27 protein-coding genes and 3 tRNA genes are annotated in these 23,231 nt (G+C 65.3%); 21 read left to right on the forward strand and 9 right to left on the reverse strand.

The window, feature by feature from the left end; genetic code table 11:
- Positions 1–5: 5 nt before the first annotated feature.
- On the reverse strand, positions 6–1,217 hold the full coding sequence (gene mct, locus ACSC1Y_RS00820; protein WP_435332648.1) for a succinyl-CoA:mesaconate CoA-transferase: 1,212 nt from the start codon (positions 1,215–1,217) through the stop codon (positions 6–8).
- A 151-nt stretch (positions 1,218–1,368) separates the two neighbouring features.
- On the opposite strand from mct, the gene glmS reads away from it, so the two are divergent.
- Genes glmS through citE form a run of 5 tightly spaced genes read left to right on the forward strand, consistent with a single transcriptional unit; the run spans position 1,369 to position 6,735 of the window.
- On the forward strand, positions 1,369–1,809 hold the full coding sequence (gene glmS / locus ACSC1Y_RS00825; protein ID WP_435332649.1) for a methylaspartate mutase subunit S: 441 nt from the start codon (positions 1,369–1,371) through the stop codon (positions 1,807–1,809).
- Positions 1,809–3,275, forward strand: coding sequence for a methylaspartate mutase subunit E (locus ACSC1Y_RS00830; protein WP_435332650.1), 1,467 nt, complete (start codon positions 1,809–1,811; stop codon positions 3,273–3,275). Before glmS ends, ACSC1Y_RS00830 begins: the two co-directional genes overlap by 1 nt.
- A complete protein-coding gene (locus ACSC1Y_RS00835) occupies positions 3,265–4,572 on the forward strand; it encodes a methylaspartate ammonia-lyase (RefSeq protein ID WP_435332652.1) in 1,308 nt (435 codons plus the stop codon). Before ACSC1Y_RS00830 ends, ACSC1Y_RS00835 begins: the two co-directional genes overlap by 11 nt.
- A gap of 24 nt (positions 4,573–4,596) precedes the next feature.
- Entirely contained in the window at positions 4,597–5,655 is a 1,059-nt protein-coding gene (gene mch / locus ACSC1Y_RS00840) for a 2-methylfumaryl-CoA hydratase (RefSeq protein ID WP_435332653.1), read from the forward strand.
- A 39-nt stretch (positions 5,656–5,694) separates the two neighbouring features.
- A complete protein-coding gene (citE, locus tag ACSC1Y_RS00845) occupies positions 5,695–6,735 on the forward strand; it encodes an L-malyl-CoA/beta-methylmalyl-CoA lyase (protein ID WP_435332655.1) in 1,041 nt (346 codons plus the stop codon).
- Here citE and ACSC1Y_RS00850 read toward each other — a convergent pair.
- The 4 genes from ACSC1Y_RS00850 to ACSC1Y_RS00865 form a co-directional block, all read right to left on the reverse strand.
- Positions 6,732–7,073: a DUF4112 domain-containing protein gene (locus ACSC1Y_RS00850; protein ID WP_435332656.1), complete on the reverse strand. Its 342-nt coding sequence runs from the start codon at positions 7,071–7,073 to the stop codon at positions 6,732–6,734. The genes citE and ACSC1Y_RS00850 overlap by 4 nt on opposite strands.
- A gap of 60 nt (positions 7,074–7,133) precedes the next feature.
- The gene (locus ACSC1Y_RS00855; RefSeq protein ID WP_435332657.1) at positions 7,134–9,416 is read right to left on the reverse strand and encodes a PAS domain-containing protein; all 2,283 of its coding nucleotides are present in this window, start codon (positions 9,414–9,416) and stop codon (positions 7,134–7,136) included.
- A 284-nt stretch (positions 9,417–9,700) separates the two neighbouring features.
- A tRNA-Ser gene (locus ACSC1Y_RS00860) sits at positions 9,701–9,783 on the reverse strand.
- A 41-nt stretch (positions 9,784–9,824) separates the two neighbouring features.
- Positions 9,825–10,589: a DUF2064 domain-containing protein gene (locus ACSC1Y_RS00865; RefSeq protein ID WP_435332658.1), complete on the reverse strand. Its 765-nt coding sequence runs from the start codon at positions 10,587–10,589 to the stop codon at positions 9,825–9,827.
- A 99-nt stretch (positions 10,590–10,688) separates the two neighbouring features.
- Between ACSC1Y_RS00865 and ACSC1Y_RS00870 the strand changes: the two genes are divergently transcribed.
- Positions 10,689–10,907 carry a hypothetical protein gene (locus tag ACSC1Y_RS00870; RefSeq protein ID WP_435332659.1) on the forward strand — a complete coding sequence of 73 codons (219 nt, stop codon included), beginning with the start codon at positions 10,689–10,691 and terminating at the stop codon, positions 10,905–10,907.
- A 25-nt stretch (positions 10,908–10,932) separates the two neighbouring features.
- On the opposite strand, the gene ACSC1Y_RS00875 is transcribed toward ACSC1Y_RS00870, so the two are convergent.
- The 4 genes from ACSC1Y_RS00875 to ACSC1Y_RS00890 all read right to left on the reverse strand — a co-directional run bounded on the left by ACSC1Y_RS00875 (position 10,933) and on the right by ACSC1Y_RS00890 (position 13,191).
- A complete protein-coding gene (locus tag ACSC1Y_RS00875; protein WP_435332660.1) occupies positions 10,933–11,553 on the reverse strand; it encodes a uracil-DNA glycosylase in 621 nt (206 codons plus the stop codon).
- A 43-nt stretch (positions 11,554–11,596) separates the two neighbouring features.
- Positions 11,597–11,857, reverse strand: coding sequence for a DUF7976 family protein (locus ACSC1Y_RS00880; protein ID WP_435332661.1), 261 nt, complete (start codon positions 11,855–11,857; stop codon positions 11,597–11,599).
- Entirely contained in the window at positions 11,854–12,897 is a 1,044-nt protein-coding gene (locus ACSC1Y_RS00885) for an Mrp/NBP35 family ATP-binding protein (RefSeq protein ID WP_435332662.1), read from the reverse strand. Before ACSC1Y_RS00885 ends, ACSC1Y_RS00880 begins: the two co-directional genes overlap by 4 nt.
- An 84-nt stretch (positions 12,898–12,981) precedes the next feature.
- On the reverse strand, positions 12,982–13,191 hold the full coding sequence (locus ACSC1Y_RS00890) for a TRAM domain-containing protein (RefSeq protein WP_435332663.1): 210 nt from the start codon (positions 13,189–13,191) through the stop codon (positions 12,982–12,984).
- A gap of 464 nt (positions 13,192–13,655) precedes the next feature.
- Between ACSC1Y_RS00890 and ACSC1Y_RS00895 the strand changes: the two genes are divergently transcribed.
- The 15 genes from ACSC1Y_RS00895 (at position 13,656) to rpsB (ending at position 23,079) form a co-directional block, all read left to right on the forward strand.
- Positions 13,656–15,545, forward strand: a complete 1,890-nt coding sequence (locus tag ACSC1Y_RS00895) for an ABC transporter ATP-binding protein (protein ID WP_435332664.1) — start codon at positions 13,656–13,658, stop codon at positions 15,543–15,545.
- Positions 15,546–15,653: 108 nt separating this feature from the next.
- Positions 15,654–16,649, forward strand: coding sequence for a GTP 3',8-cyclase MoaA (moaA, locus tag ACSC1Y_RS00900; protein ID WP_435332665.1), 996 nt, complete (start codon positions 15,654–15,656; stop codon positions 16,647–16,649).
- A gap of 252 nt (positions 16,650–16,901) precedes the next feature.
- A tRNA-Ser gene (locus ACSC1Y_RS00905) sits at positions 16,902–16,986 on the forward strand.
- An 87-nt stretch (positions 16,987–17,073) separates the two neighbouring features.
- Positions 17,074–17,586 (forward strand): 30S ribosomal protein S13, encoded by a 513-nt coding sequence (locus tag ACSC1Y_RS00910; RefSeq protein WP_435332666.1) that lies wholly within the window; start codon positions 17,074–17,076, stop codon positions 17,584–17,586.
- The gene (locus ACSC1Y_RS00915; protein ID WP_435332667.1) at positions 17,586–18,107 is read left to right on the forward strand and encodes a 30S ribosomal protein S4; all 522 of its coding nucleotides are present in this window, start codon (positions 17,586–17,588) and stop codon (positions 18,105–18,107) included. Before ACSC1Y_RS00910 ends, ACSC1Y_RS00915 begins: the two co-directional genes overlap by 1 nt.
- Before the next feature lies 1 nt (position 18,108).
- On the forward strand, positions 18,109–18,504 hold the full coding sequence (locus ACSC1Y_RS00920) for a 30S ribosomal protein S11 (protein WP_435332668.1): 396 nt from the start codon (positions 18,109–18,111) through the stop codon (positions 18,502–18,504).
- Between the two features lie 3 nt (positions 18,505–18,507).
- A complete protein-coding gene (locus tag ACSC1Y_RS00925) occupies positions 18,508–19,254 on the forward strand; it encodes a DNA-directed RNA polymerase subunit D (RefSeq protein ID WP_435332669.1) in 747 nt (248 codons plus the stop codon).
- A gap of 173 nt (positions 19,255–19,427) precedes the next feature.
- A tRNA-Leu gene (locus ACSC1Y_RS00930) sits at positions 19,428–19,512 on the forward strand.
- 17 nt (positions 19,513–19,529) lie between these two features.
- Positions 19,530–19,895, forward strand: a complete 366-nt coding sequence (locus tag ACSC1Y_RS00935; RefSeq protein WP_435333163.1) for a 50S ribosomal protein L18e — start codon at positions 19,530–19,532, stop codon at positions 19,893–19,895.
- A complete protein-coding gene (locus ACSC1Y_RS00940; RefSeq protein WP_435332671.1) occupies positions 19,892–20,329 on the forward strand; it encodes a 50S ribosomal protein L13 in 438 nt (145 codons plus the stop codon). The genes ACSC1Y_RS00935 and ACSC1Y_RS00940 overlap by 4 nt, the downstream gene beginning before the upstream one ends.
- On the forward strand, positions 20,323–20,718 hold the full coding sequence (locus ACSC1Y_RS00945; RefSeq protein WP_435332673.1) for a 30S ribosomal protein S9: 396 nt from the start codon (positions 20,323–20,325) through the stop codon (positions 20,716–20,718). The genes ACSC1Y_RS00940 and ACSC1Y_RS00945 overlap by 7 nt, the downstream gene beginning before the upstream one ends.
- Before the next feature lie 12 nt (positions 20,719–20,730).
- Positions 20,731–20,925 carry a DNA-directed RNA polymerase subunit N gene (locus ACSC1Y_RS00950; RefSeq protein ID WP_435332674.1) on the forward strand — a complete coding sequence of 65 codons (195 nt, stop codon included), beginning with the start codon at positions 20,731–20,733 and terminating at the stop codon, positions 20,923–20,925.
- On the forward strand, positions 20,925–21,110 hold the full coding sequence (locus tag ACSC1Y_RS00955; protein WP_435332675.1) for a DNA-directed RNA polymerase subunit K: 186 nt from the start codon (positions 20,925–20,927) through the stop codon (positions 21,108–21,110). Before ACSC1Y_RS00950 ends, ACSC1Y_RS00955 begins: the two co-directional genes overlap by 1 nt.
- The gene (eno, locus tag ACSC1Y_RS00960; protein ID WP_435332676.1) at positions 21,107–22,312 is read left to right on the forward strand and encodes a phosphopyruvate hydratase; all 1,206 of its coding nucleotides are present in this window, start codon (positions 21,107–21,109) and stop codon (positions 22,310–22,312) included. The genes ACSC1Y_RS00955 and eno overlap by 4 nt, the downstream gene beginning before the upstream one ends.
- A complete protein-coding gene (gene rpsB, locus ACSC1Y_RS00965) occupies positions 22,309–23,079 on the forward strand; it encodes a 30S ribosomal protein S2 (protein WP_435332677.1) in 771 nt (256 codons plus the stop codon). The genes eno and rpsB overlap by 4 nt, the downstream gene beginning before the upstream one ends.
- Positions 23,080–23,231: the final 152 nt, after the last annotated feature.

A 23,231-nucleotide genomic window follows, 5' to 3' on the forward strand; every position in this document is an offset into this window, starting at 1 on the left:
AGCGGTCAGTCGTCGCTGTTCGCCGTCGCGGTCCCGTCCCTGGCCCCGTCCGAACCGAGCAGTTCCTCGCGGTGCTCGTCCAGCAGGGGCGCCCGCCGCGTCGGGCTGGTCGACGCGCCCGAGAACTTGATGGGGCAGCCGGCGACGGTCACGCCGCGGTCCGCTCCGGGCTGTTCGACCTCGGTGAGCATCTCTCTCGCGTGCACGTGGTCATCATCGAAGATATCCGCGGTGTCCTGGACGGGGGCGACCGGGACGCGGCCTTCGAGCGCGTCGACGATTGTCGACTCGGTGTGCTGGCGCGTCCAGTCCGTTATCTCGGCGCGCAGCGTGTCCCGGTTCTGCAGGCGGCTTCCGGCGTCTGGGTAGTCAGCGACGAGGTCCGGTCGGTCCATCGCCTCGCAGAGGGCGCGCCAGTGGCCGTCGGAGAAGGCGGCGACGACGACGTGCCCGTCGGCCGCCTCGAAGGCGTTGTACGGGAACAGCGTCGGGTGGGAGTTACCCTGGCGAGAGAGCACCTCGCCCGTATACGAGTAGGTGTAGACGGTCCGCTCGCACATCGAGACCATGGCGTCGTACATGGCGGTGTCGACGTACTGTCCCTCGCCGGTCCGCTCGCGGTGGTGGACCGCGGCGAGGATGCCGACGGCGTTGAGGACGGCGGTGAACAGGTCGCCGATACCGGGGCCGACCTTCGTCGGTGGACCGTCCTCCTGGCCCGTTATCTCCATCACGCCACCGAGCGCCTGCGCGATGAGGTCGAAGCTCGGCTGACCCTGCCGTTCGGTCTCGCCCGTGCGGGGGTCGCCGAACCCGCGGATGGACGAGTAGATGATGGACTCGTTGCGTTCTCGCAGCTGTTCGTAGCCGAGGTCGAACTTCTCCATCGTGCCCGCGCGATAGTTCTCGACGACCACGTCGGCCTCCTCGACCAGCGAGAGGAAGTCCTCGCGGTCGCGGTCGTTCCCCAGGTCGAGTTCGAGCGAGCGCTTGCCCCGGTTGACCGACTGGAAGTAGCCGCCGTAGGACTGGTCGCCGGGGTCGGTCCCCTCTCCGTTCTCGTCGTCGACGAACGGGGGATTGGAGCGTATAAGGTCGCCGCCCGGTCGCTCTATCTTGATGACGTCAGCGCCCATGTCCGCGAGCAGCATAGTGCAGTACGGGCCGGCGAGAACCTGTGTCAGATCCAGTATCCGAAGGTCAGAGAGTGGACGCATGGGCGAATCGACCGACTGCGACGGGTAAAACCTTACGGATAGATGATGAGGGATTCCTTCCTGCCGTCTAAGCTCCTATGAGAATATAAGGAGTATTATCATGAACAATCATTATCTTTAAGGAATGTTCATGTTTAGTGGCAGATGCGCAATGCCCCCGACAGTCATACTCGGCGTCATCGGCTCCGATGCACACGTCGTCGGAATCACCATCCTCGACCAGGCCCTCTCGGCGGCCGGGTTCGAGGTCGAGAACCTCGGCGTCCAGACCTCGCAGGAGGAGTTCGTCGAGGCCGCGAAATCCCACGACGCAGAGGCTGTACTCGTCTCCTCCCTCTACGGCCACGCCGAACAGGACTGCCAGGGCTTTCACGAGCTGCTGGCGGCCGAAGGCGTCGACTGTGTCACCTTCATCGGTGGCAACCTCGCCGTCGGACAGGACGACTTCGAGCAGACGCGGAAGACCTTCCGCGCGCTCGGATTCGACCGCGTCTTCGACAGCGAGACGACGCCGGAAGAGGCCATCCGTGCCCTGGAACGTGACCTGAACGTCTCCCCCCGCGAGACAGAGACCGACCGAATCAGCGCCTGATGTTACGCGACGAAACACTCTCCACAGACGAACTGCGGCGTATCGACGAGCAGATTCGCGAGGACTGGCCCCCCGCCCAGACGATAGACTTCGAAGAAGCGGTCACCTACCACGAGACGCTGCCGGAGCACAAGCGATTCGCCGACGTGCTCGAGTCGGCGGACCGTCCCCTGCTCCAGCCTCGCGCCGGCGTCCCGCTGCTCGACGACCAGGTCGACCTGCTCCGTCACCTCCACCACGAGGGCGGTGCGGACCTGCTCCCTACGACCATCGACTCGTACACACGCGACAACGAGTACGGGAAGGCCCAGGAGGCCCTCGACAAGGCCCAGGAGTCCGGTGAGGATACCCTCAACGGCTTCCCGGCCGTCAACCACGGCGTCGAGGGCTGTCGACAGCTCATCGAGCGGGTCGACGCTCCCATCGAGGTCCGACACGGGACGCCGGACGCCCGGCTGCTCGCGGCCGTCACCTACGCGGGCGGCTTCCAGAGCTTCGAGGGCGGTCCGATCTCGTACAACATCCCGTACTGTAAGGACCGCGACCTCGCCCAGACCATCGAGCACTGGCAGTACGTCGACCGCCTCGCGGGCGCGTACACGGAACGAGGTATCACCATCAACCGCGAGCCGTTCGGCCCGCTGACCGGCACGCTGGTTCCACCGAGCATCTCCATCGCCATCATGCTCATCGAGGGGAAGCTCGCCGCGACGCAGGGCGTTCGCAGCCTGACTCTCGGCTACGGGCAGGTCGGCAACGTCGTCCAGGACGTCGCGGCACTCCGCGCCCTCCGAAAGCTCGGTAACGAGTACCTCCCGGACGAGGTCTGCGTCACGACCGTCTTCCACGAGTGGATGGGCGGCTTCCCGCCGGACGAGGCCCGCGCGAACGGCGTCATCGGGCTCGGCGGGACCACCGCGGCCATCGCGAAGCCGGACAAGGTCATCACGAAGTCCCCGCAGGAGTTCGCGGGAGTCCCGACCAAGGAGGCCAACGCGGCCGGCCTCCGGACCACTCGCCAGCTCATCGACATGGTCGTCGAGCAGGCCATCGGTCTCGACGGCGTCGACGAGGAGCAGGAGCTCATCGAGCGCGAGACCTGGTGTCTCATCGATGCCATCGAGGCCCACGGCGACGGCGACGTCGCCCAGGGAACGGTCGCCGCGTTCGAATCCGGCGCGCTGGACGTGCCCTTCGCCCCGAGCAACGCGGCCCAGGGAACCGTCCTCCCCGCGCGGGACGATGACGGGCGGGTCCGCATCCTCGAGTGGGGCGACCTCGCCATCGACGACGACATCAAGGAGATGCACGAGGCTCGCCTCGACACGCGAGCCCGGACGGAGGGCCGCTCCCAGTCGTTCCGGATGGTCGCCGACGACGTCGACGCCATCAGCGACGGGAAGCTCATCGGCCGTCCCGCATCCAAGCAGTCTCGCACCGACGGAGGTGAGACACGTGCGGATTGAGCGAATCCGGGCGGTTCCCACGGTGTCGGGGTTCTACTTCGACGACCAGCGCGCCATCAAGCGGGGCGCGACACAGGACGGCTTCGCCTACACTGGCGAACCGGTCACACCCGGCTTCGACCGGATTCGAGAGGCCGGCGAGGCGCTCACCGTCGAAATCGAACTCTCGGACGGGACCATCGCCTCGGGCGACTGCTGTGCGGTCCAGTACTCGGGGGCGGGCGGGCGCGACCCGCTCTTCCGAGCCGAGTCGTACCGCCCTGTCGTCGAGGGGACCGTCGCGAGCGAACTCCGGGGACTCGACCCCGCCGAGTTCGGTGAGAACGCGACCATCGTCGAGGAGCTACCGCCCGCGAGGACCGAGACGGACGGACGGACCGACCGCGACCAGCTCCACACCGCCGTCAGGTACGGCGTCTCGCAGGCACTGCTCGCGGCCGCGGCGTGCGCACGCGGAGAGACGATGACCGAGGTGCTCGCAGACGAACTCGGCACGGAGCCGGCGACGACACCGATTCCGGTCTTCGGCCAGTCAGGCGACGACCGCCGGGTCAACGCCGAGAAGATGATGATCAAGGGCGTCCCGGTCCTTCCGCACGGGCTGTTCAACTCCGTCGAGAAGGTCGGCGAGTCCGGCGAGAAGCTGCGAGACTACCTCGACTGGCTCTCGACCCGCGCCCGCGAACTCGGGCCAGATGGGTACGAGCCGACCATCCACGTCGACGTCTACGGCATCCTCGGCGAGGTGTTCGAGGCTCCCTACGACCGGGCGGAGCTCGCGGACTACTTCGCGAGCTTGCGCGATGCCGCCGCCCCCTTCGACCTGCAGGTCGAGGGCCCGATGGACGAGGGCGGCCGTGCGGAGCAGATCCACTCGATGGCAGAGCTACGCGACGGCCTCCGCGATTCTGGTGTCGCCGTCGACATCGTCGCCGACGAGTGGTGCAACACCTTCGAGGACGTCCGCGCCTTCGTCGACGCGGGCGCGGCCGATCTCGTGCAGGTCAAGACGCCCGACCTGGGCGGCATCCAGCGCTCGGGACAGGCGGTCCGCTATTGTGAAGGGACCGACACCCGGGCGTACCTCGGCGGCACCTGCAACGAGACGGTGACCTCCGCGCGAGCCTGCGCACACGTGGCCCTCGCGACCGACGCGGCCCAGACCCTCGCCAAGCCCGGCATGGGGTTCGACGAGGGGTTCATGGTCGTGACGAACGAGATGCGACGTACACTGGCGCGCATGGAGTCACCACCGACGGCGACGGCAGCCGACCGACCGAACCCGGCAGACGACTGAGAGACAGTGCAGCTAGCTTTCGATATGGATATCACAGATTCAGACACGTTCGAGACCGTCCTGCAACGAGTCGAGACGCGCGAGAAGGGCAACTGCTTCGAGGACTTCGCCGAGGGCGACGTACTCGAACACGCGCCCGGTCTCACGCTCTCGAATCACGCGCACGAACTCTGGGCCAGCCAGACGCTCAACCACGACCCCGTCTACTGGCGCACCGACGCCGCCCGGGAGGCCGGCTTCGAGGAGCCACCGGTCCACCCGGACTACCTCGTCGCGGCCGTGATGGGGCCGACCGTCGAGGACCTCTCCGAGAAGGGCGGCTACTTCCTCGGCCGGACGAACCTCCGCCATCACGAACACGAGATCTACCCCGGAACCGAGATACGGGTCAGGTCGACCGTTCAGGCGAAGAAGGCCTCGTCCTCGCGCCCCGAGTACGGCATCGTCACCTGGGAGACGGAGGGCGTCGACGCCGACTCCGGCGACCCGCTGCTCAGCTACGAGCGGACGAACATGATCCCCCGGCGCGAGCCGATGGCGACCGACGGCGGGGCGCAGGAGCTCGGCGACGAGCCAGACGACGACGGGCCGACGCTCCCGGCCGAGTTCCTCGCGCCGGACGGCCCGTACTTCGAGGACTTCCGGGCCGCGCTCGACGAGGCAGACTCTCGAGATGCGGCCGTCGCCTACCGACACGAGCGCGGTCGGACCATGGACGACGTGATGGTCGCCACGCTCCCGCTCGCGACGCTCAACACCGCGAAGCAGCACCACAACGTCGACGTGATGGCCGACTCGCCCTCGGGCGACATCGTCGCCTACGGGGACGTGACCCGGTCGGTCGCGCTGGGGCACGCCCGCTCCGACGAGGCGACCTACCGCGAACTCGGCTGCGACGACGAACGGTTCCACACCTTCGTCACGCCCGGCGACACGGTCTACGGGTTCACCCGAGTCCTCGACGCCGAGTCGACCCACGACTACGCCGGCACCGTCACCTTCGAACACGTCGCGTTCAACCAGCGCGACGAACCCGTCTACTCGGGCACTCGCCGGGCACTCGTCCGGACGCGCTCGAACTGAGCTTCAGAGATCATCTACACCCACTACGAGACACGACACATGGCAGGACTCGCACGCACGTTCCAGACCGCACCGGCCGCCGTCCCCCGCGACAACACGGCGAAGTACCTCGACTCGGCCCTCGGCGCAGAGGGATTCGAGTGCCCCGACTGGCTCATCCCCGACCTCGAGGACGGGACCGCACCCGACATGAAAGCGGAGGGCCTCGACAACATCGTCGACCGGCTCCCCGACCACGCGGACGGGTTCCCCGGCGAGATTCGCCCCCGCGTCCAGTGGGCACACGACGACGAGGAGACTCGCGACCGCGGCGCGACCGAGATACGCCGGCTCGTCGAGGAGGTCGGCGACTACATCGACGGCGTGGTCGTCCCGAAGGTCGGGCGGCTCGAAGACGTCGAAGAAGCCGCGGGCGTCGTCGCCGACGCCGAGCGTGAGTTCGGGCTCGCGGACGGCTCCATCGGACTCGCAGTCATCGTCGAGACGCCGGAGGCGAAGTCCGACCTGCGCGAGATATCGCTGTTCGGCGGAGGCTCTCGACTCGACGGCCTCGTCTTCGGCCCGGTCGACTACACGGCCGCACTCGGTGGGCGGGAGATCGGTGACGGCCGACCCCGCTGGGATGGCCTGCTGGAGGACCTCTCGAACGAGGCGAGCGCGAACGGCCTCACCGCCATCGGCGGGCCGTTCGACCGGCTGTTCAAGGAGCGCGCCGGCGTCACGTTCTACAACGCCGACGGCTACGCGGACCACGTCGAACGCGAGGCTCGCGTCGGACTCGACGGCTCGTGGTCGTTGTACCCGAAACAGACCGCACAGGCGAACCGTATCCACATGCCGACTCCGGAGGAGCTAGACCGGGACGTCCGCAAGATAGAGGCATTCCAGGAGGCCAAGGCCGGTGGAACGGGTGCGGTCACCGTCGAAGGCCAGATGGTCGACGAGGCGACGTTCAAGAACTTCGTCAACACCGTCGAGACGGTCAGAGAGATAGACGCCGTCCATCCGAAACAGACCGACGAACTGTACGAGGAACCGCTCCTCGAGCGGGCGCTCACCGTCGATACGACCTGGAACTAGTTCTCGAGCGAGCGCTTCAGCAGGTCGACGTTCTTCTCGTTCGCTTTCCACGCCGCGTCGAACAGGTCACCGATGACGGGTATCGCACCGATTCCCGCGTCGACGGCGACGTTGGCGACCATCCGGCCGATGGTCGGTTTGGACACGCCCGCGCGCCACGCTTCCACGATGACGTACAGTGAAAGTGCGGTGGCGGCCGCGTCACCGAGTCCGGGGACGAGGCCGAGCACGGGGTCGAGTCCGATACGTCGGTCCGTTCCGGGGATGCGAATCGACTCGTCGAGGAGCCATGCGACCAGCTCGGCTCGCCGCACTGCAGGGTGGGTCGTTTCTTCCATATCCCGAGAGAGGCACTGGACGGGCAAAGGGTTGCGCCCAGCATTGGAAGGGCCGCCCGCTCAAGCGGGTTCGATGCCGACGAACTCGAACCGTGCGCCGCCCTCGCTTCCCTCGGTCACCCGGCAATGCCAGCCGTGAGCTTCCGCGATTCGCTGAACGATGGCGAGCCCGAACCCCGTGCCGTTCTCCGTCGTGGTGAAGCCGGACTCGAACACCTGGCTCCGGTGTTCGGGGTCGATTCCCGGACCGTCGTCCTCGACGAAGAAGCCGATAGGGTCGACGACTGACCCGCCCTCGTCCGTCGTGCCGAGTGGTCCGACCCGAACCGTAACACACGCATCCGAGGCCGAATCGGCGTTTCGACAGCGGCGTTCGTATCCGCCCGTCTCGCCCCTCGACCCGTGAACGAGGGCGTTCCGGAAGAGGTTCTCGAGTATCTGGGTCACACGCGACGGGTCCGCCTCGAACTGGACGTCGTCGACGAGCTCGAGCCGTCCGGCTGGCGTCTCCAGACTGTCCCACGCCTCGGTCGCGAGGCTGGCGAGCGAGACCGGAACGGTCTCGTCGATGGTCTGTCCGCGCCGGGCCAGCGTCAGGATGTCCTCGATGAGCGCCATCATCCTCTCGAGCGCTCCCTCTATCGCCTCGAGGTGCTCGCCGTCGTGTTCCTCTCGCGCGAGCTCGGTCCGGAGGGTCGCGACGGTCAACGGGTTCCGGAGGTCGTGGCTCACGACGCTCGCGAACTCGTCGAGGCGCTCGTTCTGTCGCTCCAGCTCCTCCTGCCGTTCCAGTTCGTCCAGCGCTGTGGCCGCGCTCCGTGCCAGGATGTTGGCGAGGTTGACCTCTTGCTCGGAGAACTCGTACGGATCGAGCACTCCGCACGAGAGGACGCCGTGATGACCGATCGGGGCGATGACCGTCGCCTGAACCGGCATGTCGTTCGACAGTGTGTCCGAATCGACCGCTTCGGACACGATGGTCTTCCCGGACTCGAACAGCGACCAGAGCCAGCCTCCACGCGGATGAACGGGGTTCGGTTCCCCCGATTCGGCGAGCCGGCGTCGGTGCTCGTCGGTCCCGGCTGCAAGCTCCAGTCCGGACCCGTCCTCGCGAACGAACCAGACGGTCGGCGACGGGAAACCGAGTATCTCCTCCCCCGACACGACCGTTATCTCGGCGACTTCTTCCGGGCTTTCGGCGTCGACGAGTCGAAGCGCCGCGTCGTGCAGCAACTGCAAGGTCTCCTCGTGGCGTTTCCGCTCGGTGACGTCCCGGGCAGAGCCGACTATCTGGACGACCTCGTCATCGATTATGACGGGAGTTAGCTTGGTCTGCCACACCCGTTCCTCGCCCGTGAAGTCGAGGCGCTCCTCGTAGCTGATCGGCTTGCGCCGTTCCAGACACTGCCGGTAGTTCGCTTCGAGTTCGCTTCCGATCTCGTCACCGAACGCCTCACGTGGTGTCTTCCCGGAGATATCCTCGGTTCGCTTCCCGGTCGCCAGCTCCTCCGATGGATTGAACCGAGAGTACCGAAGCTCGTCCCCGTCGACCGTAACGAGGAACAGCGCGTCCTGCACGTTCTCGAAGACGGCCTCGTACTCTTCCTTGAGGCGGCGTAACTCTCGTTCGCGCGCGGTCATCTCCGTGATGTCGCTCGCGAGGCCGACGACACCGAGGATCTCGCCCGCCTCGCTCTCGTAGGGGAACTTGTTCTCGTAGAAGACGTGCTCGGTGCCGTCGACGCACGCGACGGTCTCGCAGGATTCGTGCTCGCCCGTCCGGATGATCCGCTCGTCGATCGCTCGAAGCCGTTCCGCGGTCTCGGCGTCGAAGAGGTCGTAGTCTGTGAGTCCTCTCACCTCGTCCGGCGTCATGTCGAAGTACGACGCTCCCGCCTCGTTGATGAACTCGTACCGACCCTCGGTGTCCTTGATGAAGATGGCGTCCCGGGTGTTCTCGATGATGGCGTTCAGCTGGCGTTCCTTCTGCTTTAGCTCCGTCACGTCTCGCGAACTCACGACCAGAGAGGGATTCTCGGCGTCCGCATTCCTTCCATGGACGGTCGCTTCTAGCCAGCGCCAGCGCCCGTCGCCGCCCTCGACACGGAACTGTATCGCGTCGACGTCATCGCGGACCGCTCGCTCGAACGCACACTCGACGGACTCCCTGTCTTCCGGATGGACGTAGTCGAAGACGCTCGTTCCGACGAGTTCAGCCTGGTCGTAACCGAGCACGTGCTCGACGGACGGACTGACGTACTCGATGCCGCCGGTAACGTCGTGGACAGTCACGATATCTGTAGAGTATTCGAGAATGAGGTTGTGCCCCTCGATACTGTCCATTGTGTTCAATAAATGGTAGTACGCGAATATAAGAATTGGGCGTTAAAAAGGACTAAATGAGTACAATCGATAGGGCTCTCATTTTATCTGTCATTTATCTATATTTGGAAAAACTTCGGCATTTAAATATTATCTGACATAAGTCGTCGCTGTCGACCCTCGTTATTCATCGTGAGAATGCGGTGGGATTGGGATTCGAACTCACTCGCAAATCACAGATTTGCTCGCTGCTCGAATCCCACTCGTCTACGCATCGCTCCTCGCGAAAGTGCTCGGAGCGAATGCGGTGGGATTGGGATTCGAACCCAAGAGGCCGAAGGCCACCTGCTTTCAAGGCAGGCGCAATAGTCCACTCTGCCATCCCACCTCGCTAGTCGATTACCGTGGGTCCCTATAAGGCCTGTCGGTCTACTGTCGTACGAGACGGGCTTCTCCTTCCTGGTGGACGACGGACAGTCCGAGGTCGTCGAAGAACGCGGTCGTGTGTTCCGGCACGATACGCCCAGCTCGCTGTCTGGCTCTGACGAGCGAGACGACGGTGCAGAGGTCGCGACCCGACTCGACCGTCGGATAGTGCGGCAGGAAGTCGACGTCCAGACCGGCGTCGAGGGCACGGTCGGTGAGCGTCTCGACGGTCGGCGGGGCGAACGCGCCGTCGAAGTCGACCGGTTCGGTGAAGGCGACTCCCCAGACCCGCCCGTCCGTCGCGGGGCCGAACACGGCGTCGTAGCGCCGCAGCTTCATCGAGGCGTTGTCGATGTCCTTCCGACCGACGAGCGGCGCGGTCGCGTCGACGACCAGGACCGAGGCGTGCTCCTCGGTGTCGAGGAGGTGCAAAACGGTGTTGCCGACGCGACCGTCGTAGGTCGAGCCGACCTGGACCTCGAAGCGGATCTCCTCGGCTGCGTCGCCCAGTGCCTCCTCGGCGACGGCCCGGACTTCGGATTCAGCGTCGGCGTCGCCCGTCCCCGCGAACTCGTCGGGGAGCAGGTCGTCGGAGCGGTAGTTCACGAGCAACTCCCCGCCGGAGGACTCCGCGGCGACCATCGCGTCGGCGAGCATCGCCCGGTAGCAGTCGGCGGCCTCGGCGGCCGATAGCGGTGTCTCCTCGGCGAGTCTCGGCAGACAGAGTCCCTCGCGCGGCGGGTCGGCGAGGAGGACCACGAGCGTCATACGCAGGGATGACGGGCCGAGGGCCTTCAACTCGCCGCTTCGGTCGTCGCCGCCGTCCGACCGCCGGGATTGAAGAGCCAGCCAGCCGTCGACGGAGGCATGACTCGATTCAAAGCACTCGGGATGCTCGTCCCTGTCGCCATCGTCTTCTCTGGGCTGGTCGCACTGGTCGCACTCGGCGTCAACCTCGGCTCCCTCGCCGACGTGGCCTCGTCGACGGCGGTCGCCGCAGGTATCGCGGTGGTCGTACTCGTGATGGGTGGGGTGAGCGCACTCGGGGCGCGCTCGAAGGAGTGGCTGGAGAACACGTACTGGTGAGTGGAGCGACGGCTTCCGTCGACGCTCATCGACTTCGCCGTCCCTTCGTCTGGCGGTAATCGGTCGCCATCAACCTCGCGAACCGCTCGACGAACGTCTGGGTCTCCTCTTCGGTCTGTTCTGCCGGGTCGATCATCGGCACGAGTTCGAAGCCGCGCCCGCGAATCGTCTCGCCGTGATGCTCGTGGACGTCGAGTTCGGCCGCCGGTTTCGTCGTGTACTCCTCGCCGAGTTCGGCCAGGGCTCGCTCGCCGACGGGGACGAGAATCTCGGGGTTTATCATCCGTATCTCGGCGTTCAGGTACGGTTCGCAGGTCGCGATCTCTTCGTCGGTCGGCCCTCGCTCCGGGTGTCGACAGCGGGTGAGCGTGGTACAGAAGACGTTCGCCAGCTGGGGGTCGTCGATGGGACTGTCCGAGGCACAGAGCATGAGCCGCTCGAGGATGGACCGGAACGTCTCGTCGGTCGCCAGCGGGACGCCTGCCGCTTCGTCGCCGGCCGACGGTGCCTCGCCGACGAACAGGAAGTCCGCGCCGACGTCACCGTAGCCGTGGACGACGCGCTCGCGGGTCTCGCAGAGACTGCAGTTCTCGCAGTCCTCGTCCATGCCGTACGGGTTGGCGAGGTCGTCCTGGTTCGCGTTCACGACGGGAACGAGGGTCGGCCCGGGGGTAAGCGCTTCGGACCGGTCAGCGGCCGAGCCCGCCGCGTTCTTTCACGTCGAGGATGAACTTCACGTTGCGGAGTATCTCCTCTGGCGACGTGTCCTCGTCCTCGTCGTAGAGGTCGCTCGTCCGGTAGAGGACGTTCGACAGCTGTGCCGACTCGGACGTCTCGCCGCGGATCTCGTCGGCTATCTCCCGGAGGAAGGCGACCTTCTCCTGGTCGGGCTCGAACCGGGGGGACTCCCTTTCGTCGTCGGTGGCTGAACCGTCGCCCTCGTCGCTCATCTGTTTCTCGTGTGCTGCTGTCGTCGGACGAAGCCGACGTTGTCGGCCACGTTCGCCGTTATCTCACGGAACGCTTCGCCCGTCTCGCTCTCGTGGTCGAGGACGACCGGCTTCCCCTCATCGCCGCCGGTCCTGACGGCTGGGTCGAGCGGGACCGAACCGAGGAACGGCATCTCGTGGTCGTCCGCGAACCGCTGGCCGCCGCCCTCGCCGAAGATGGCGTGTTCACCGCCGCAGTCGGGGCACTTGAACGAGCCCATGTTCTCGGCGATTCCCAGCACCACGGTGTCGTGCTTTCCGAACATCTCGAGGCCCTTGCGGGCGTCGTCGAGCGCGACCTCCTGCGGGGTCGTGACGATGACGCTGCCCGTGACCGGGACGGTCTGGAGCATCGTCAGCTGGGTGTCGCCCGTGCCCGGCGGCAGGTCGATGACCATGTAGTCGAGGTGGCCCCACTCGACGTCCTCCCAAAGCTGGGTCAGGACCTTGTGGACCATCGGACCGCGCCAGATGACGGGGTCGTCCTCGCCGACGAGGAACGCCATCGACATCAGCTTCATCCCGAACTTCTCCGGGGGGACGAGCTTCTCGTCCTTCGTCGCGCCCGGACGCTCCGTCGCGTCGACCATCCGGGGGACGTTCGGCCCGTAGACGTCTGCGTCGAACAGGCCGACGCTCGCGCCCATGTCGGCCAGCCCTGCCGCGATGTTGACCGCCATCGTCGACTTGCCAACGCCGCCCTTGCCGGAGGCGACCGCGATGACGTTGTCCACGTTCGGGAGGACCGTCTCCTGCTGGGAGACGCCGGTGTCTACCTCGGCCGAGAGGTCGATTTCGAGGCCGGTATCGGCGAGTACCTCCCGTACCTCGTTCGCGAGTTCGGTCTCCTTCGGGGAGTACGGTGCGCCGAGTGCGAGCGAGATGGAGACGGTGTCGCTCTCGACGGAGACGTCGTTCACCAGTCCGAGCGAGACGATGTCGTCTCCGAGTGCCGGGTCCTCGACCTGTCGTAGTCGGTCGAGGATCGCGTCTGCGTCCATGGGCGTCTCTCGGGACGAACGGGCGAAAAGGGTTGTGTTACCGCGAGTGTCAGCGCTCGACCGGTCGTTCGGCCGCAGGTCCAGTCACGGGTCCGCGTCCAGCTTCTCCGCGACGGCGAAGTCGTCCTCGACGCGCTGGACCTCGGCACGCACCCGCTGGCCTGGCTTCGTTCCTGGAACCATCACGACGAAGCCCTTCTGACGGCCGATTCCGTCGCCGCCGTCGCCGAGGTCTTCGATCTCCAGTACGATCTCGTCGCCGATCTCGACCGTGGCGGAATCTCGCTCTGCCATACTCGGTGGTACCAGCCGAGGGACCGAGAGCGAACTGCCGAAGGGAATTGGACCAGTGAATCCACCGGTCGGATACCGAGAAGGTGCGGAGAACGGTCTTCGTGCCGCGTTCGCCCTTCGAGCGCCCGGCGGGGACCCGTCGCGGCCCTCCACGGAACCGCACCGGCGGGAAGTCAACCGTGCTAGGAGTGACCATGTAACAGACAGATTGATGTGAAACGAGTGATACGATGTGTACGAGACAGACAGATGCTCCCGCTCATCCTCGTTCGCGCCTGATTCTTCGGGCCGCCCGCCCCGGGCGGCACGGGCCGGCACCGACGCGGCCATAGCCGCAGCACTGCGGCTATCTCAGCGAAACCGCCCCCCAGCCGTGACCTCGTCGCCGACGACGGTCCGGTCCAGCGACGACCGACGCCGTAGCCCAGACTGCCGAACGAAGCTACACTCACACATACACACGAATGACAGACACGACACGAGACGGCACAGACGACGAAGACGACACCTTCGAGGAGCAACGCGCCCGGGTCGACCGACCCATGCTGCGCCTGTTCCGCGAGTACGGACGCGAGCACTGGCTGGCGATCGTGGGGGGAATCGTCATGGGCATCGCCGCCCACACGATGGCATTGCTCCCGACCTACGTCCTCGCGGAGACCATCGACGCGGTCTTCCTGCAGGAGACCGCCCAGTATCAGCTCCCGCTGATTCCGCAGTGGGTCGTCCCGGCGACCAGGGCGGGCCAGTTCTGGTTCTCGGTCGGGCTCGTCGGACTGACCTACCTCAGTTCGACCGTGTTCACCTGGCTGATGGGCCTGGGGCTCAACTCGTTCGCCCAGTCCGTCCAGCACGAGGTCCGCTCGGACAGCTACGACGCCATGCAACGCCTGGACTACGAGTTCTTCGCCGACAAGCAGACCGGCGAGCTGATGAGCGTCCTGAACAACGACGTCAACCGACTCGAGCAGTTCCTCAACGGCGGCATCTTCATCGGCACGATGCTGTTCGTCAACGTCGGCGTGACCGCCGTCTTGCTCGCGCTGCTCCAGTGGCAGCTCGCCATCCTGACGATGGTGACGGTCCCGCTCATCGGCTACTTCACGTACAAGTTCGTCCAGGTCATCCAGCCGATGTACTCCGAGGTCCGCTCGACCGTCGGCCAGCTCAACTCGCGGCTGGAGAACAACCTCGGCGGCATCGAGGTCATCAAGGCGAGCACGACCGAGGACTTCGAGGCAGACCGGGTCGGCGACGCCTCCTACGACTACTACGAGAAGAACTGGGACGCCATCACGACCCGCGTGAAGTTCTTCCCCGGACTCCGGTTCACCGCCGGCATCGGCTTCGTGCTGACGTTCGCCGTCGGCGGCCACTGGGTCCTGACGGGACGGGCACCCCCGTTCATGAGCGGGAGCCTCACAGTCGGGACCTTCGTGGCGTTCGTCTACCTCGGCCAGCGGTTCATCTGGCCGATGAGCCAGTTCGGCGAACTCGTCAACCTCTACCAGAACGCCCGCGCCTCCGCGGAGCGGATATTCGGGCTGATGGACGAGCCGAGCACCCTCGACGCCGGGGCCGACGTCTCCGACCTCGTGGTCGACGAGGGCCGCGTCGAGTACGACCACGTCGACTTCGGGTACGACGACGACGAGACCGTCCTCAAGGACGTCTCCTTCGACGTCTCCGGCGGCGAGATGCTCGCGCTCGTCGGCCCGACCGGGGCCGGCAAGTCGACCGTCCTCAAGCTCCTGCTTCGGCTGTACGACGTCGACGACGGAGCCATCCGCGTCGACGGGCAGGACGTCCGCGATGTCACGCCCGATAGTCTCCGCGACGCCGTGGGGTACGTCTCGCAGGACACGTACCTGTTCTACGGCAGCGTCCGCGACAACATCGCGTACGGGCAGTTCGACGCGACCGACGAGGAGATAGAGGCCGCCGCGAAGGCCGCCGACGCTCACGAGTTCATCTCCGAGTTCTCGGACGGCTACGACACCGAGGTCGGCGAGCGCGGGGTCAAGCTCTCCGGCGGCCAGCGCCAGCGCATCGGCATCGCTCGGGTATTACTGCGCGACCCGGACATCCTGCTGCTCGACGAGGCGACCTCCGACGTCGACACGGAGACCGAGCTCCGTATCCAGGAGAGCATCGACGACCTCGTCGCGGACCGGACCGTCATCGCCATCGCACACCGACTCTCGACGGTGAAAGACGCAGACCAGATACTCGTGCTGGAGGACGGCGCCGTCGAAGAACGCGGCACCCACGAGGAGCTCCTGGAGGTGGAGGGTACCTACGCCGACCTCTGGGGCGTGCAGGCGGGCGAACTCGAGACCATCCCCGGGATGTGAGGTTCGGAGACGCTCCCGTCTCACCTCCGGCCGCGCGTAACCGTTCTCGGTTACGTCAGCCCCCATCTCGACGGCGGATTTAAGCACGTTCGACCGAACGTGTGAGATATGCTCTCAGACGAGTTCGGGCGCGAGGTCTCGGGGGTGCGTGTCTCGCTCACCGACCGTTGCAACTTCGACTGCGTCTACTGTCACAACGAGGGGCTGGGTGACACCAGGGGACCGATGGACCCCCAGGAGGACGAGATGACCGCCGACGAGGTCGTTCGGTTCCTCGAGGTCGTCGCCGAGTTCGGCGTCGAGAAGGTGAAGTTCACCGGCGGGGAGCCGATGCTCCGGCAGGACCTCGAAGAGATAATCAGCCGGACCCCCGACTCGATGGAGGTCTCGATGACGACGAACGGGACCTTCCTCCCCGGCCGAGCCGAGGGACTCGTCGAAGCCGGTCTCGAACGTGTCAACGTCTCGCAGGACGCGATGGAGCCCGAGGCGTTCGCCGAAGTCACGAAGACCGGCGCGTACGAGCGCGTCATCGAAGGCGTCGAGTCGGCGCTCGACGCCGGTCTCGACCCCGTGAAGCTCAACATGGTCGTGTTCGAGCGAACCGCGGGCTACGTCCCCCAGATGGTCGACCACGTCGCCGAGAACCCCGGCCTCCAGCTCCAGCTCATCGAGTACATGCCCGAGCTGACCGGCAAGCCCGAGTGGGCCATCGACATCGAGCGCGTCCACAACTGGCTGGCCGAGCAAGCCGACGAGATAGAACACCGCGAGATGCACGACCGAAAGCGGTACTGGATCGGCGGCACCTCCGACGAGGACGGCGGGATGGTCGAGATCGTCGACCCGGTCGAGAACCCGACGTTCTGCGCGAACTGCCACCGCGTCCGCGTCACTCACGACGGCTACCTCAAGGGCTGTCTGAACCGCAACGACGACCTCAAACCGATGGGCGACATGACGCGAGATGAGATTCGCGACGCCTTTCGGGAGACCGTCGCCCAGCGCGTCCCCTTCTACGGCGAGTACATGGTCAGAAACGGCGACGGCGAGTGGGAGATGAACGACGACTACCTCGACTTCGGGCAGGTCACGTCGGACTGACACCGTCTCGTCCTCGTTCTCTGGCCGTGGTGCCGTATCCTGTAGCGCTACTGCTACTGCATTCCTGTAGCGCTACTGCATTTGACTGTTCGCGTACGCGCGAGCGAAAATTCCCTGCCGGCACCGTCGTGACACGCACTCACAGCCGGCGGGCGTTCCGTTGGGCTTAAGTAGTGTACGGGAAAAGTTGCATCTGCAATCGAATGTAGGGGCGCCGGGTCCCGAGTCCACACGGGCGACAATAGACCACGAGTTGTGGTAGCCAAGCCTGGCCCAAGGCGCAGGGTTGCTAACTCTGTGGCGTCAAGCCTCCGGGGTTCAAATCCCCGCCACAACGTCGGACCTTTCACACCGCCGATTGGGCACGGTGTGAGTCTTCCAACCGAATCGGAAGTGCGACGAGCACTTCCACGACACACCACATATGAGTGCAGAAGAACCACAGGGCGAACAAGACGACGAAGACCTTCGGTACTTCGTCCGCATCGGTCAGACAGACCTCGATGGGACGAAGACGGTCGAGCGTTCGCTCAGCGAGATGAACGGCATCGGCCGACGTACGGCTCGAATCGTCGCCGAGGAGGCCGGCGTGGACCGAAAGGCCACGTTCGGTCGACTCGACGACGACGAGATCGACGCCGTCGTCGAAACCGTCGAGAACTACGCCGACAACGTCCCGAGCTGGCTCATCAACCGCCAGAAGGACTTCTACTCCGGCGAGGACCTCCACGAGGTCGGCAACGACCTCCAGATGACTCGACGCCACGACATCAACCGGATGAAGATGATCGACTCCTACAAGGGCGTCCGCCACAAGAAGGGACAGAAGGTGCGCGGTCAGCGCACGAAGTCCACCGGACGTACCGAGGGGACCATCGGCGTCAACGTCGAGGAGATCCGCGAAGAACAGGCAGCCGAAGAGGGTGGTGACGAATAATGGCGCTCGGTAGCAACACCAAGTTCTACGAGACGCCGAACCACCCCTTCCAGGGCGAGCGTATCAGCGAGGAACACAGCCTCGTCGACCGCTACGGCCTGAAGAACAAAGAAGAACTCTGGCGTGCACAGTCCGAGCTGCGCGACCTCCGTCGCGAGGCTCGTTCGCTGCTCGGACAGGCACAGTCCATGGAGGAAGCAGAGGCGCAGGCGACCGAGTTCCTCGGCCGCCTCAAGCGCATCGGCATCCTCGGCGAGGAGGACAAGCTGGACGCAGTCCTGGCTCTCGAGATCTCGGACATCCTCGAGCGCCGCCTCCAGACCGTCGCGTACCGCAAGGGTCTCGCGAACACGACCCGTCAGGCGCGACAGTTCATCGTCCACGGCCACATCACCGTCGACGGCGCACGCGTCCGCGTGCCCTCGTACACGGTCGACGTGGACGAGGAGGACAGCATCGCCTTCGACGAGAACAGTCCGCTTGCGGACGATCTCCACCCGGAACGCGCGGAGGGTCAATAACATGGCAGAAGAGACGAAGCAAGACAAGTGGGGCATCGCCCACGTCCACGCATCGTTCAACAACACCGTCATGACCGTGACGGACCTCACGGGCGCAGAGACGCTCGCGAAGTCCTCTGGTGGGACGGCCGTGAAGCAGAACCGCGACGAGGCGTCGCCCTATGCGGCGATGCAGATGGTCGAGTCCATCGCGGACGAGATCCGCGCGGCTGGCATCGAGGGTCTGCACGTCCGCGTGCGCGGCCCCGGTGGCAACCTGCAGAAGTCCCCCGGCCCCGGTGCGCAGGCAGCGATTCGCGCACTGGCCCGCGAGAACTTCGAGATCGGTCGCATCGAGGACGTCACGCCGATTCCGCACGACGGCTCTCGAGCACCCAAGGGTAAAGGCGGGTTCTAAGCCATGGACGAGGACTACGAGGTCGAGTTCGTAGAACGCGGCGAACGCGAGGCACTGTTCCTCGTACGAGGAGTGACGCCTGCGTTCGCGAACGGTATCCGACGGACGATGATCGCGGACGTTCCGACGCTCGCGTTCGACACCGTCCGGTTCATCGAGAACTCGTCGGTCATGTTCGACGAACAGATCGCGCACCGTCTCGGGATGGTGCCGCTTTCGACCCCCGAAGGCGAGTTCGACGAGGACAGCGTCGTCACGCTCTCGATGGACGTCGAGGGGCCGGCGACGGCGTACTCGGGCGACCTCGTCACGTCTGACAGCATGGTCGAGCCTGCGGACAAGAACGTCCCCATCATCGACCTGAAGGACGGGCAGCGACTCGAACTCGAAGCCGACGCGGTCCTCGATTCCGGAAAGGCACACGCCAAACACCAGGGCGGCGTCTCGGTCGGCTACCGACACCTCCAGCGAGTGGAGGTCGTCGGCGATGCCGCCGAGTTCGAAGAAGAGGAGCCCAACATCATCCGGGGCGTCGTCGAGATCGACGGCGAGCTCGTCAACACTGCCGAGTTCGACAACGACCTCACGAAGAAGTTCCCGGGCAAGGAGATAACGGTCGAAGACGTCGAGAAGGCGTTCGTCTTCCACGTCGAGACCGACGGCTCCATGACCGTCGACGAGCTCGTCAACCGCGCCATCGACTCCATCGAGGCGCGCGCTGCGGAACTGAAAGACGCGGTATCGCTATAACAGAAACGTGACCCCTTCCAACCACACCCTGACGGCCGCACGCCCCACCACGAGCGCTGGCTCCGCCACCGCTCGGTTCGCGAGCGAAGTCGCTCGCGTCGGGCGAACGCGGTCGATAATCGAAAGTGGTTTTAAGGGGGGCACGGAACAATTGAGTACCCGCAAGGGTGCGAGCAGGGATAGCCAAGTCTGGCCAACGGCGCAGCGTTCAGGGCGCTGTCGTGTAGACGTCCGCAGGTTCAAATCCTGCTCCCTGCATCACTTCTCTCGAAACTATCAGGAGGAAAGTCATGAGTAAGACGAATCCACGGCTCAGCAGTCTCATCGCCGAGCTGAAGTCGGTGTCCCGTACAGAAGACGCTGACATCTGGAGCGACGTTGCAGACCGTCTGGAGAAGCCCCGGCGTACGCACGCTGAGGTCAACCTCGGTCGCATCGAACGCTACGCACAGGAAGACGAAACCGTCATCGTCCCGGGCAAGGTGCTCGGGTCCGGTGCGATCCAGAAATCGGTCACCGTCGCCGCGGTGGACTTCTCGTCCAGCGCGAAGACGAAGATCGACCAAGTCGGCGAGACTCTCGAACTTGAACAGGCAATCGAACAGAACCCCGAAGGGACCAACGTCCGGGTGATCCGATGAGTCTCGCAGAGTTCGACGCCGACGTCGTCGTCGACGCCCGAGACTGCATCATGGGTCGCGTCGCGTCCCAGGTCGCAGAACGCGCACTCGACGGCGAGACGGTCGCCGTCGTGAACGCGGAACAGGCGGTCATCACCGGCTCGAAGGACGACATCATGTCGGTCTACGAGAAGCGTGTCGAGATCGGCTCGGACCAGGGTCCGTACTACCCGAAGCGACCGGACCGCATCTTCAAGCGTGCCATCCGCGGCATGCTTCCGTACAAGAAGTCGTACGGTCGCGAGGCGTTCGAGGGCGTTCGCGTCTACGTCGGCAACCCGTACGAGGACGACGGCGAGATCCTCGACGGCACGTCGCTGGACCGACTCTCGAACATCAAATTCGTCCAGCTGGGCGAAGTCAGCGAGAAACTGGGTGCTAACGTCACATGGTAACGAACACGTCCGGAAAGAAGAAGACGGCCATCGCCCGCGCGACCGTCAAGGACGGCAAGGGTCGCGTTCGAATCAACTCCAAGCCGGTCGAACTCGTCGACCCCGAGACGTCCCGTCTGAAGATGCTGGAGCCGTTCCGCATCGTCGACGACGTCCGCGACGGCATCGACATCGACGTTCGCGTCTCCGGTGGCGGTATCAGCGGTCAGGCAGACGCCGTCCGCACCGCCATCGCACGCGGTATCGTCCAGCACACTGGCGACGCCGAGCTCCGCGATGCGTACATGGAGTTCGACCGTTCGCTGCTCGTCAACGACGTGCGCCAGTCCGAACCCAAGAAGTGGGGCGGCCCCGGCGCACGTGCCCGCTACCAGAAGTCCTACCGCTAAGGTGATTCATCCATGATGGTACCAGTCCGGTGTTTCACGTGCGGCAAGGTCGTCGGCGAGCACTGGGAGGAATTCAAGGCGCGAACGCGCGAAGGCGACGAAGACCCGCAGAAGGTCCTCGACGAGCTCGGCATCGACCGGTACTGTTGCCGGCGGATGCTCGTCTCGCACAAGGACCTGGTCGACATCGTCTCCCCCTATCAGTGATGCCACGACAACGCTACAACCGATACGAGAAGGCCCGCATCCTCGGTGCACGAGCGCTGCAGGTGTCCTACGGGGCACCCGTGCTCATCGACACTGACCAGACCGAGCCGATACTGATCGCGGCAGAGGAGTACGACGCAGACGTACTCCCCTTTACGGTCAAGCGCGGTGAGGACAACGCATGACGCTCATCACCGACGTCCGACTCCGGCGCGTGCTCGACTCCCGCGGGAACCAGACGGTCGAGGCCGACGTGTTGACAGAGAGCGGTGGATTCGGTCGCGCTGCAGCACCCTCGGGTGCGAGCACGGGCGAGTACGAAGCCATCGAGCTCCCGCCGGGCGAGGCCATCGCGAGTGCTCGCGAACACGCCGTCCCTCGTCTCGAGGGCAAGGCGTTCGCCGGCAACCAGCGCGAGGTCGACGCAGCACTCCACGCCGCAGACGGCACCGACGACTTCTCCGAGATCGGTGCGAACAGCGCGGTCGCCATCTCGATGGCGGCTGCGAAGGCAGGCGCGGACATGCTCGGTGCGCCGCTGTACCAGCACCTCGGTGGTGCCTTCCGCGGCGAGAACTTCCCGATTCCACTCGGAAACGTCATCGGTGGCGGTGAGCACGCCGCCGACGCGACGCACATCCAGGAGTTCCTGGCGGCACCCGTCGGCGCACCGAGCGTCGCGGACGCCGTCTTCGCGAACGCGGCCGTGCACGCCGAGGTTGCAGACATCCTCGACGAACGAGACGAGCCCTGCGGGAAGGGCGACGAAGGTGCCTGGGCGCCGTCCATCGACGACGCCGAGGCCTTCGAGATCCTCGAGCAGGCGACCAGTAGGGTCGCCGACGAGTTCGGCTTCGAGATCCGTTTCGGCCTCGATATGGCTGGCGCGGAGCTCTACGACGCCGACGAGGACGGGTACGTCTACGGCGACGAGGTCAAGACGACGACCGAACAGGTCGACTACGTCGCAGAACTCGTCGACGAGTACGACCTCGTCTACGTCGAGGATCCGCTCGACGAGGACGACTACGATGCGTTCACGGAGCTGACCGAGCGGGTCGGTGACCGGACGCTCATCTGTGGAGACGACCTGTTCGTCACGAACACGGAGCGTCTCCAGACCGGCATCGACCAGGGTGCCGCCAACAGCATCCTCATCAAGCCCAACCAGATCGGGACGCTGACCGACGCGTTCGACGCGGTCGAACTCGCGGTCCGCAACGGCTACGAGCCGGTCATCTCCCACCGGTCGGGCGAGACCGAGGATACGACCATCGCACACCTCGCCGTGGCGACCGACGCGCCGTTCATCAAGACGGGCGCGGTCGGTGGCGAGCGAACCGCAAAGCTCAACGAACTCATCCGAATCGCAGACGACGCACTATGACAGAGCAAGAGCAAGAACAGGAAGGGCTCGACGCCTCCGACGTCGACGTGGACCCCGAACCCGCCGAGGGTGCGGGGCCGGCGGCCGAAGTCGAGGAAGCCGAGCCCGTCGACGCAGAGGACGCCGAAGCCGCGGAGGCCGAGGCTGAAGAGCCAACGTTCGACGAGGACGTCATGTCCGACGAGGAGGCCGACCTCCTCATCCCGGTCGAGGACTACCTCGGTGCCGGTGTCCACATCGGTACCCAGCAGAAGACCAAGGACATGGAGCGGTTCATCCACCGCGTCCGCACGGACGGTCTGTACGTGCTGGACGTCGGTAAGACCGACTCTCGTATCCGCACGGCTGCGGACTTCCTCTCGAACTACAACCCCGAGCAGATCCTCGTGACGAGCTCGCGCCAGTACGGTCGCTTCCCGGCGAAGAAGTTCGCCGACGCCATCGGGGCACGCGCCCGTACCGGCCGGTTCATCCCGGGCACGCTGACGAACCCGAAGTACGACGGCTACATCGAGCCGGACGTCGTGGTCGTCACCGACCCCATCGGTGACAGCCAGGCCGTCAAGGAGGCCATCACGGTCGGCATCCCGGTCATCGCGATGTGTGACTCGAACAACCAGACCAGCAACGTCGACCTCGTCATCCCGACGAACAACAAGGGTCGCAAGGCCCTCTCGGTCGTCTACTGGCTGCTGGCCAACGAGACGCTCGACCGCCGCGGCGCCTCGCCGAGCTACTCGCTCGACGACTTCGAGAGCGCGATTTAAACCTCCGTTTCGACTTCGTTTTCTCTCCCCAGCTCTCGTAGTGGCGACGCTCTTGCCCGATTCGCCCGCGACCGTCGTATACGGCGGCTGAACAGTATCGTTTCGTGTACGATTTCTGTACAAATTAGGGGGATTCAAGTAGGCGTCCGACC

The organism is Haloarchaeobius lipolyticus, from assembly GCF_051208015.1.
Classification (GTDB): Archaea; Halobacteriota; Halobacteria; order Halobacteriales; family Natrialbaceae; genus Haloarchaeobius.